At 36.3% G+C, this 11,944-nt stretch carries 5 protein-coding genes; all 5 read right to left on the bottom strand.

All coding sequences use genetic code 11. From position 1 onward, the window contains the following. Positions 1-376 precede the first annotated feature (376 nt). Entirely contained in the window at positions 377-2,770 is a 2,394-nt protein-coding gene (locus tag AC6CH4_RS24510; RefSeq protein WP_498107703.1) for a glycoside hydrolase family 31 protein, read from the bottom strand. Between the two features lie 21 nt (positions 2,771-2,791). Further along, positions 2,792-5,281 (bottom strand): glycoside hydrolase family 2 TIM barrel-domain containing protein, encoded by a 2,490-nt coding sequence (locus AC6CH4_RS24505; protein WP_498107701.1) that lies wholly within the window; start codon positions 5,279-5,281, stop codon positions 2,792-2,794. A 128-nt stretch (positions 5,282-5,409) separates the two neighbouring features. Next, the gene (locus AC6CH4_RS24500; RefSeq protein ID WP_498107699.1) at positions 5,410-6,780 is read right to left on the bottom strand and encodes a hypothetical protein; all 1,371 of its coding nucleotides are present in this window, start codon (positions 6,778-6,780) and stop codon (positions 5,410-5,412) included. Positions 6,781-6,802: 22 nt separating this feature from the next. Continuing rightward, complete coding sequence (locus tag AC6CH4_RS24495; RefSeq protein ID WP_498107697.1) at positions 6,803-8,377, bottom strand: RagB/SusD family nutrient uptake outer membrane protein; 1,575 nt, start codon at positions 8,375-8,377, stop codon at positions 6,803-6,805. 11 nt (positions 8,378-8,388) lie between these two features. Beyond that, positions 8,389-11,502: a SusC/RagA family TonB-linked outer membrane protein gene (locus AC6CH4_RS24490; RefSeq protein WP_498107695.1), complete on the bottom strand. Its 3,114-nt coding sequence runs from the start codon at positions 11,500-11,502 to the stop codon at positions 8,389-8,391. Between the last annotated feature and the right edge of the window lie 442 nt (positions 11,503-11,944).

Genomic DNA, 11,944 nt, shown 5'->3' with positions numbered 1-11,944 from the left:
GTAAGCATTTTTATTTTTCTGACTGTATCCAATCGAAACGGAAAGGATTAAAGCGGGAAGAATCAGGTAATTTTTCATGATATTTTTTCTTAATTCATTTTTAATAAATCGGGCGTCGGCAAAGCTTTCACCCGATTTAAAAACTCAAACAAAACTTATTTTTTATCCTTTTGGGATGTTATTTTAAACACATAGAGACATAGATTTTGTAAACTTAAATAGGCGTTTCACTTGCATCAAAACACATAGCTATGTGTGAAAGCTTGCTTTTTTGTTTACTTTTTGAAGTCCACAAAAACTATGTTTCTATGTGTTTAATTTTTTTTTGCCACGAATTTAATTAGTGTAAATTCGTGCAATTCGTGGCAACCTTTTTTTATTTAACCCACTCTGTTTTAAAAGTGGTCTTTCCGTTTAATGGATTTGGTGCAACTTCAAAATTGTTTCCGTTTTTGCTTACTTTAATTTCTTGTACAGCATCGCCGTCCGGTAAAAAGACTTTGGCTGTCGCCGAAGTTGTTTTATCACTTGCATATACTTTCAGCGTTAATTTGCTCCAGTCCATATCTTTGGTTGATTGTGCCAAAGCGATATGAGGCAATGCCGTTCCGTCTTTTACTAAAACTACAATTGGCACTTCACCCGCTTTGATTTTATGCCAGCCTGATTGGTATACTTTTTTAGTTTGGTAATCAATCCAGGTTCCTTCCGGAAGATAAACATCTCTTTCTGTCACTTCTTCAAAAAGTGGGGCAACCAACATGCTTGATCCGAATAAATATTCATTGTCCACTAACCATGCTCCTGGATCATTTGGATATTCTACAAATAACGCACGCATCATTGGCAATCCTTTTTGAGAGCTCTCTTTGGCCTGAGCGTAGATATAAGGCATCAATTCGTAACGCATATTATCTGCTTTTCTAAATCCTTCCAGAAAATCTTTGCTGTACAACCAAGGTTCGCGTGGAGGTTCACCGTGGCTTCTTACATGTGAAGTAAACATTCCGAACGGTGCCCATCTTCTGTATAAATTCTCAGGAGATTTTGTTGCAAATCCACCCACATCATGACTCCAGAAACTGAATCCGCTTAATCCTAATGAAAGTCCGCCTCTTAATTCAGCTGACATTGCACCGTTTGAAGTTTCAGCATCTCCACCCCAATGTAAAGGATAACGCTGAGATCCTGCCCACGTACTTCTTGCCCAGATTAAAGTATAACCTTTCTCTTTCTGTGTAATTTCAGCAACTGCCTTATTGTATCGTAATGGGTATAAATTGTGTTCGTAGAAACCTGTTCTTCCCGAATGGTAAATTCCGTCAGGCGGAGCCGCTTCTCCAAAATCAACTTTGAAAACAGAAACACCCTGATCGAATAATTTCTTCAATTTTGCCTGATACCAGGTAACAGTTTCAGGATTTGAGAAATCTAAAACGGCATCTTCATAAGGAAGGTTTCCTTTACGATCTCTTACTGCTAAGTTTTTTTCCATGATTTCAGGAAACAAGGTATTCTTTGGCGTGAAATACGGCAATTGCCATAAACACACATGGAAACCATCATCTTTTAAATCCGACATCATTTTTTGAGCATCCGGGAAACGTGCTTTTGCAAATTCATAGTTGTTTCTCCAGTCTACATCAAACCAACCGGTATCAAAGTGAATTACATCAGTTGGAATTTTATATTTACGTAAATCTTTAGCAACTTCGCGTCCTTCTTTTTCAGTAAAGTAAGTGATTCGGCTCATCCAGAAACCAAATGACCAAAGTGGTGGCATAGCAGCTTTTCCGGTCAAATCTGTGTATTGGTCTAAAATGTCTTTTGGTTCTCCGATGAAGAAAAACAAATCAGCTTCGTCATCTCCAATGTACATTTCGTTGGCACTTCCAAAGTATTTTCCAAAATCAACCGTAATTGGTGTTGAATGGTGCATGAAAACACCGTAACCGCGGCTGCTCATGTAAAACGGAACCGGTTTGTACATGGTTTCGTTCTGGATTCCGTTAGCGTCATCCGTCCATAAAACTACTTTTTGTCCGCGTTTGTTGAATTGGGTGAAAGATTCTCCACAACCAAATATTTTTTCGTCCGGTTCTAAGCTGAAAGCCGCGCCCATACTTCTGGAGTAATCGCTGTTTCTTCGAACATATGAAAACGGAAGTGTTGGTGTATAGGTATTTTTGAAATCAGAATCATGAAGTGTACTGGTCAATAATTTTCCTGTTTCATCATAAATTTTTACGTGCCACGGTTTTGATAAAATCTCGACAACACCATGTTTGCTGGTGTATTTATGACCGCCTTCGATTTTAGAATATTTCCATAATTCCGGATGATTTGGCGCAACCCCATTAATCAACATTAGAGACTCTTTTTCAGGATGAAATTGTGGTCCCGAAGTCGTTTTGATTCGGATTGTTCTGTCTGAAACAAACTGAATCTGGAAAGGCAATTCAGGTGAAACGTCGTATTCTGTTGTTGGGAATTCGTTTGGTTTCTCGGTATCAGGTTTCATCATCATGTTGTTGAAAGCCTGACGCGTTTTGTAATTGTATCTTAAATATTTTATAGTTCCTTTTCCGGTTGCCGGATCAAAACCAGTTAATTCATCAGCAAAATAAAAAGTGTTCAGGTAATTCTGAAAATCTTTACTGATATCTATTGGAGCGTTCAAAACATCTGCGTTTTGAATTTGTGCCGATGCTTTTGGCGTCGCTAACAATCCCAGAAATAGAGATAAAGAAGCTATTTGGATTTTTTTCATCGTGTATCTTTTACTTATATTTTATTCTGCTGTAATTACAATTGTTGCGGGTTTTAATCCGTTTGCTTTAGCGGTTAATTCTAATCTCCCTGTTTTATCAGAAGATTGAACTATTACTAGACATTTTCCATTTAAGGCTGTGTGCTTAGATCCTTTGTACGGTTCATGACTTACCGGATCACCACTGCAAATACCCACTATTTTTCCATTTCCTTTTAAAGAGAAATTAATTTCATTGTTGGCATTTGGTGCCAAAACACCTTTTGCATCTAAAATATCTACGGTTACAAATGATAAATCATTTCCATCTGCCTTGATATTACTTTTGTCTGCCGTTAATTTTAAATTGGCTGGATTTCCTGCAGTTTTGATTTCGGTTTCTAAAACTGTTTTTCCGTTTTTACGGGAAATTGCTTTTAGAGTTCCTGGCTGATAAGGAATTCTCCACATTACGTGAAGATCATCTCCTTTTTTACTTCTGATTCCGACTGATTTTCCGTTTAAGAAAAGCTCAACCTCATCGGCTTTATTGTAATAGGCCCAAACATCAACAGTTTGTCCGGCTTTCCAATTCCAGTGTGGAAAAATATGAAGAACAGTTTTGTCCGTCCATTCACTTTGGTACATATAATAAACATCTTTTGGAAAACCGGCTAAATCTACAATTCCGAAGTACGAACTAATTGATGGCCATTCGTACGGAGTTGGTTCTCCTATATAATCGAAACCGGTCCAGATATACATTCCGGAAAGGAAATCGTATTTTTTAATGACTTTCCACGTTGCTTCGTGTGTAGAACCCCAAGGCGCCTGCACCTGATCATAAGCAGAAACGGTATTACCAGGATTTCCTCCTGTAAATTTAAGATCCCATCTTACCGGCCATTTTTTTATAGTGTCTGAAACGGCATCGTAATACCCTCTTGTTTGTAAACCTGAAGTAGTTTCGGTGGCAATGAAAGGGGTTTTTGGAAAGTTTTTTTGATGGTGTTCGTAAGTCTGATGCGCATAATTATATCCAATAAGATCTAAAACTCCTGATGCGGCAAGTGGATTAATTTGCACATTATTCTTTTCGAATTGTAACGTTACGTCATCGATATTCATATTCACCGGCGGATTCATTGCTGCCGTAAGTGGACGCGTTTTATCATATTGACGTGTAATGGCTGCTAGTTCTTTTGCGATTGTTACACCGCTTTCATTCCATTGTTCCGGAATTTCATTCCCGATACTCCAAACAAAAATACTTGGGTGGTTACGGTCACGAAGCAACTGATCGATTAAATCTTTCTTATGCCATTTGTCCCAGTCATTTCCGTAATCGTATTTGGTTTTGCTTTGTTTCCACATGTCAAAAGCTTCATCCATAACAATGAAACCCATTTTATCACAAAGGTCTAAAAGTTCCGGAGCGGGCGGATTATGCGAAGTTCTTATTCCGTTTACACCCATTTCTTTCAGGATTTCTAACTGGCGTTCGATTGCACGAGTATTGATTGCTGAACCCAATGCTCCTAAATCATGATGCATGCAAACTCCTTTGATTTTAACCTGTTTTCCATTTAAAAGGAAACCTTTGTCTAAATCAAATTTAAAATCTCTAATTCCGAAATTGGTTTTGTATTGATCTACAATTTGATCATCAACTGAGATTTCAGTAACGGCTGTGTATAATTCCGGTTTTTCAACCGACCATAAAATTGGCGTTTCAACCTCTGCAGATTGTTTGATAGTTTGATTGGCGTTTGCCCCAATCGTTATATTTTGAGTAACAGCTGTTACTTTAGTATCTTCTTTAAAAATAGTGGTTGTTACTGTTGCTTTTTTTGAAGCTGAGTTTTGATTCTGAATCGTTGTTTCAAAGTTTATTGAAGCTTTTTCAGCAGTAACTTTTGGAGTGGTAACATAAGTTCCCCATTGACCAACATGCAATTTATCAGTAGTTTCGATCCAGACATTTCTAAAAATTCCTGATCCGGAATACCAGCGTGAATTGGGTTGTTTTGAATTGTCAACCTTTACAATTATTTCGTTGTTTTTATCCCCATAGTTTAAGTAAGGAGAAATTTCATATTGAAAACCAATATATCCGTTTGGACGTTTTCCTAAATAATGACCGTTGACCCAGACTTCACTGTTTCTGTAAACACCATCAAAAATGACTGAAGTTACTTTACTAGTATCAGCTGTGACAACTTTAAATGTTTTTTTATACCAGCCTAAACCTCCGTTTAATGCTCCTCCGCCATAACCTGCCGGGCTTTTTTCATCAAATTTCCCTTCAATACTCCAATCATGAGGAACATTTAAAGTTCTCCATTTGGTAGAAGTTCCAATAGTATCTTTATCGACGATACTATCATTTAGATGAAAACTCCAATCAGAATTAAAAGAAATTTTTCGGTTACTGAAAATCTCTTCTTTTTTATTGCAGGAACTAAATAAGACAATTCCGGCCAATAGTAATACTGACAAGCCACTACTTAAATATTTTTTTTTATTCTTCATTTAGATGCTATTATAGTTTTGAAAAACAAATATAAACATACCGATAAGTGACTGTGTTAATCACCTACCGGTTGTTTTATATTTTTAAGTAATTATGGTTTCATTTTACAACATTAAACTATTGTAAATTAAGGAATTATGTAATGAAAAGCAAACCATTCATCCTTACCTGCATCATATGATGTTCCAAGCCAGATACCTTTTTGCAGATAACTGGTATTGTACGCTTTAACTACTTTAAGCACATTAGTTGTTGGACTCATCCAGCTGGTTGAATTTTGAATCAGTGTATTAGTGCCTAAATTAATTTCATTGGTTTCACTGTTTATAGTAAATAGCCCGGTTGTAACTACACCATTTTGGCTTCTTGTATAGTTTAATTTACCGCCCCATTGATCAAAACGAATCCATGAATTATCGGCTAATGCTGCCCAATCGTCATTCCAGCCCCAGTTGTATGAGCTTGAAGCGCCTGTTGTCCAACCTTTTCCTTTTGCAATCCAGTCTATAGGATTTCCTTTTCCATCTAGATTCCAAACTCTTCCTGCACCTACACCTCCAGTAACCATGGTTAATAATTCTCCCGGAGCAAATTTTGGATTAAAACCTTCATCAACAACAGGAACCGTAACCGGAGGAACATAGCTGTCTGCATAATCTTTAGCTACATAATTCCAGATATACCACCATGTACCTTCATTATTGGTTCTCAGTATAGCAATTCTCAACTGATTATCAGTAAGTTTTAATACTTTAATATTGTTATTCCAGTTACTTGCATTTGCAATATAATTGTCTGGTCTTAGGATTGTTGCTCCCGTAGTCGTTAACGTATGAGCGTTAATGTCTAAGAAATAAGTTCCACTTTCTTTAACAGTTCCGTCTTTTTCATGAACCGTCATAAAAGGTCCACCATCAAGGCTAAAGGTCATGTATCTTCCCCAATGCATATCAGCATCTGTACTTGAATTAGCATTTCCTTCCGGTTCCCAGTTTGGACTAAAGTTACCCCACTCGATTGTTCCACTAGGATCAGCAAAAGACATGGCACCTGGAGCTAAACCATATTTACCATTATCCATTACCCATGATTTTTTCTTGCCCACACCACCAGATAAGGCAGTCCAAAGAGGGTCATTTACATAATTTAAATTGTCTTTGGTAACCGTTATCGTTACAGGATCTAACTGAACAATACCTGCATCTGTGACAGCAGAAATTTTTATAGTATAATTACCTTTGAAGGCGTACTTTACAGTTTCTGTTGCTTTGTTTGATTTTCCTGTAACATAATCCCAGGTTAATATAACGCCCGGAGTTGTGTTTTTCAGGATTACCGTATTTCCACCCGGATCTACAACAAAATCCTGAGTAATTTCAAATTTAATATCTGATTTATCCGTAACAGCATCTAACGAGTAAGACTCTGGCGAACAAGATGATACTAGCATCGCTGCTAACATCAAAAATGAGGAGATTACTATTTTAATATTTTTCATTTTGTTACTTTTTAGTTTAAAATTACCAACCGGCATTTTGTTTTAAAACCCCATTTGACAATGTAATTTGGGTATTTGGAATTTGTTGCAAACCTTTTGTTGCCTGAATTTTAGCAGCCGAAATTGTTTTTGTTCCGGCAACTCCACCACTTAACAAAGTAGTAGTTTCAGCAATTGTTGAGGAAGCAGTTCCAATTCCCTGACGTAATAAATCCCAATATCTAACACCTTCAAGAGCAAACTCTAAATGTCTTTCTTTCAAAATATTATCAGCATTTACTGGTAAAGTTGTAAAATTATCTTTGTAAGCTCTTTTTCTTACCTCATCAAAATAAGCCTGAGCATTTCCACTTCCAAGTTCAGCTGCCATTAATAAAACATCTGCGTATCTCAATACTACATAATCCTGAAATTGGCTAATATCCCAAAACTGACTACCCATAGTTAACGGAAGATCTTTTCCGTCTTTATCTACCATTGGCGCGTATTTTTTGTTGTAGTAACCTGTATATTCTCTTTGATTGTTTTTCTTATCAAATGCAATTTTTTCTTCATCAATTCCAATCACTGTGGCTACTCGTCTTGTATCGTTAGCTGTATAAACATTCCACAATTTAGAATTTACCGTAACTCCCCAGCCACGGCCATAAGGATAAGAAGAGAATTCTCTCATACCAAACATTACCAACCAATGGTTACCATCAGTATTTCCGTTATAATCACTGGTGTAAGTATATTTTACAGAAAACACGATCTCTTTATTGCTTTCACCTGCATATTTATCAACTGAAGCCGCTGGCCATAAAGTTGAGAAATCAGCCACTAAACCATGTCCGCTATTCGCAATAACATTTTCCAGGTGTCCCAAAGCCTGAGCTTTAGTAACCACTCCAACTAAATCAGCTTTTCCGTAGTAACCAGTGTAATATAAATAAACACGGCCAAGTAAAGATTTCGCCGCCCATTTCGTAATACGTCCGCTAGTTGTGGCGTTGTATGCTGTTGCAGGTAAATTCTCTGAAGCAAAAACCAAATCTTCAGCTATCACTTTATAAACCTCATCCGGATTCGCCTGAGGAACATTTTCAGAAGAAGGAGCAGTTAGTAATGGAATATTTCCCCACAAACGCACCATTTCAAAATAAAGATAAGCTCTGATAAATTTAGTTTCAGATTCGTAAGTATTTCTCAAAGCAGTGTTTCCTTGCCAGTCAATCTGATCCATTTTAGACAAGAAAACATTACAACGGTAAAGTGCTTTATAATACCCAATCCAGTTGCCATTCAGTAAATCTACATCTGAAGGAGAGCGACTAATATCAAATTCATCAATAGCTGCATAACCGTAACCATCAGAATTACCGGTTCCTCCAAAACAGTCATCAGACATTACTTCGCTTATTACCGGAACACCCATGCCCGATGCCCCGGTAGCAACTTGTAAACCATCATAACAACCTACAAGCGCTGTATAAGCATCGTCTGTTGTTTTGTAAAAATTTGTATCTGTTAGTTGTGTCAATGGCTCTGTGTCTAAACTGCAAGAACCCAGAGACAATAAACTAAAACAGAAAATATATAGATATGTATTTTTCATTTTTTTATTTATTAAAGTTTAACATTTAATCCCAACATGAATGTTCTTGGTCTTGGGTAATACCCAACATCAACACCTGATGAAAATTTCTGGTCATCATTTGAGGAACCAAATCCGATTTCAGGATCCATTCCATCATACTTCGTAAAAGTGTAAAGATTTAGTATCGAGAAGTAAAGTCTGAACTGGCTTGCAAAAAATGGTTTTGATTGTTTCATTTTAGCAAGATCAAATCCTAAAGTAACCGTATTAATTCTCAGGAAATCACCTTTCTGAATGTATAAGTCTGAAAACTGAGTAAAATTTCTGTTATCTTCAGTTACCCTTGGTACAGTGTTTGAAGAACCTTCACCATGCCAACGATCTAATATTGCAGAAGTATAATTTCCGTAAGCACCTGATTGGTTTCTATAAGATTGTACAATTTCATTTCCTGCAACACCATTGGCATTAAGTGAAAAATCAAAAGCTTTGTAGCTTGCTGACACAGAGAAGCCATAAGTAAAATCCGGATTTGGTTTTCCGATATTCGTTTTATCAGAAGAATCTATTTTATCATCTCCGTTTACATTCGTATAAATAAGATCTCCCGGAGCTGCTGTTGGCTGTAATACTACACCATTTGCCGATTTGTAATTATCGATTTGCGCCTGATTTTGAAAAACACCTCCTGTTTTATATCCCCAAAAGTAACCTAAAGGGTATCCGTTTTGCGCTCTGTAGAATTCTCCGGCATTATCATAAAGTTCATTACTCAATCCGTGAATAATACCATCAGCGTTAGGAATTTGTCCTACTGTATTTTTATTATAAGCACCGTTTGCACTAACGCTATAATTAAAATCACCTATTTTATTTTGGTAGTTTAAGCTTAACTCAACTCCTTCGTTCACAACATCTCCTCCGTTAATAAATGGAGCATCAGCACCGGCAGTTGCCAATATTGGAGCCAGAATCAACCAGTCTTTACTTTTCTTGTTGTAATAATCAAAAGTTACACTTAAAGCATTATCTAAAAATCTGGCATCAAAACCAAAGTCAATCTGTTCTGAAGTTTCCCATTTTAAGTCCAGATTTGATAATCTGTTAGGATAAGCTCCAGGCGTAAGAACACCTTCAGTATCTCCAAAAATATAATTGGTATTATTTGATTTTATTGTTGAAAGATATTGGAAAGCTCTTGCGTTTTGATTTCCAACTTGTCCCCAGCTCGCTCTTAATTTAAGAAAATTGATCACTTTTGAATCTTTCAAAAATTCTTCATTTGATGCAATCCATCCCGCAGAAACTGATGGAAAATAACCCCATTGATTTTCGTCAGAAAAAATAGAAGATCCATCCATTCTAAAAGTTGCATTTAATAAATACGTTTCTTTAAAGTTATAATTTAACCTTCCGAAATAAGACATTCTTTTTGTTTGTTCTTTTTCTCCCTTTATTGTAGTTCTTGCACCGTCTTTGTTGGTTGTATTATCTATCCAGGCATGCTCAAGATCATTAAAAACTGAATCTGCATTTGTAGCATCAACTGAAGTTCCATCATAATTAATAGAGGAAGTTCCTAACATGGCTTCAAAATGGTGATTCTCGGCAGCATTAAATTTATATGTCAACAGGTTATCCCATGTGATGGTTTTCCCTTTGTTCATATTTTGATTCACTTTATCGAAAGCAGTGTTTGCATAAATCGATAATCGATAAATAGGCGTGTAAGAATGTCCCTCACCAGCATAATAATCAAGACCTATAGTAGTTCTGAAGGTTAGGTTTTTTATTGGCTCAATCTGCAAATAAACATTTCCTAATAATTTCTGGTTGTTCCCTTCATTTTGATTGTTGTAAACCATTAATGCATAAGGATTCGCTGCACCAGCCAACCAAGGCTCACTATTATTTGTAGTGTCATAATAATTACCATTAGCATCATACATTGGTAATAATGGTGTTGTCTGAAAAGCACTTCTTAAGGAATTATTGTATTGATTTCCAACACCAATTCCGTTTTTATTAATATAAGCAAAACTAAAATTTTCACCTAAAGTAACCACGTCTTTATACAGTTTATGTTCTGAGTTGAATCTGAAATTATAACGCTCATAGTTAGATAAATCCTTCCCTCCAACAACACCTTCCTGCCCTAAATAAGACAATGAGGTTGAATAAACAGAAGTATCAGAACCGCCTGAAGCACCAAAAGAGAAGTTTTTAGTAGCGGCATTGTCTGTAAGCATGTGGTCCATCCAGTTTGTTCCTGATCCTAATGCTGCAATTTGATCATTAGTAAAATAGGGAGCTTTACCTGAATTTACAGCGGCTTCGTTTAACATAACACCATATTCTGTTGCGTTAAGCAAATCTACTTTTCTGGCTACAGATTGCACGCCATAATATTGATCAAATGTGATTTGTCCGGCTGCACCGCGCTTTCCTTTTTTGGTTGTCACCAAAATAACTCCGTTTGAAGCCTGAGAACCATAGATTGCTGCTGATGCGGCATCTTTTAAAACAGAAATTGATTCAATATCTGAATTGTTCAAATAAGAAATATCCCCTGTCAATATCCCGTCGACTACATAAAGCGGACTTGTACCGCCTGTAGAACCAGCACCTCTAATCACGACATTCAAACCCTCTCCCGGTTGTCCTGAAGTTGAAGTAACCTGAAGTCCGGCCGCCTGTCCCTGAAGTGCCTGAAGTGCATTTGTAGTATTGGTTTTCGTAAGATTTTCACCGCTTACCTGCGAAACAGCAGTTGTTACCAGTGTTTTTCTTTGTGAACCGTACCCAATAACAACAACTTCTTTAAGTTCTGAAGTTTCTTCCGCAAGCGTAACATTAATAGTTTGTTGTGTTCCTACGGTTACCTTTTGGCTTTTGAATCCAATAAAAGAAAATACCAGGACATCTCCTGCTTTTGCTTCTATTTTGTAGTTTCCATCAAAATCGGTTGTGGCACCAATTTTAGTTCCCTGCACAGCGATGCTTGCTCCCGGAATTCCCATTCCGTCAACCGTCGATGTTACATTTCCACTTACAGATCGGGATTGTGCCTGCGCAAAACCCGACTGTATCATAAATAAGCTAAACAACAGTGCCGTACAAAACGAGGACAGTGTTGTTTTCATACAATATTTGCTTTTCATAATAAATAAAAGTTGGTTAAATTAAGTTAGTTATGTTATATATAAAGTGTAAGTTTCATTGAGATGACGCCAAAAAAGGCTAATTGGTACAGCCTGTTTTCAGCTAATTTTTTTACTTTAAAAATGGTTCTTTTAAAACTTATAGTCATTTTGAACTTATCTTATGGTAAATTTGACTACAAGTGTAAAACTTTTTTTCTATTTTAGCAAAATATTAAGGATATTTTTTTCTAATTCTGATTTATACAGATTCAATTTTATTGATCTGATAAGTTTAAAGGATAAAACGAAATAAAAAATATCAAAAAAATATCGAAGTAGCATTTTGACAATCAATCATTTAAAGAATTCTGATTTTCGAATCCATTTTTTTTTAAATTTCAAATAACTGATTATCACATTTTTACTTTGTTAAAAAAATATT

Source organism: Flavobacterium sp. GQ95 (assembly GCF_059758655.1).
Note: the sequence above shows the minus strand (reverse complement) of the source record. Positions and strands in the feature narration are given on the sequence as shown.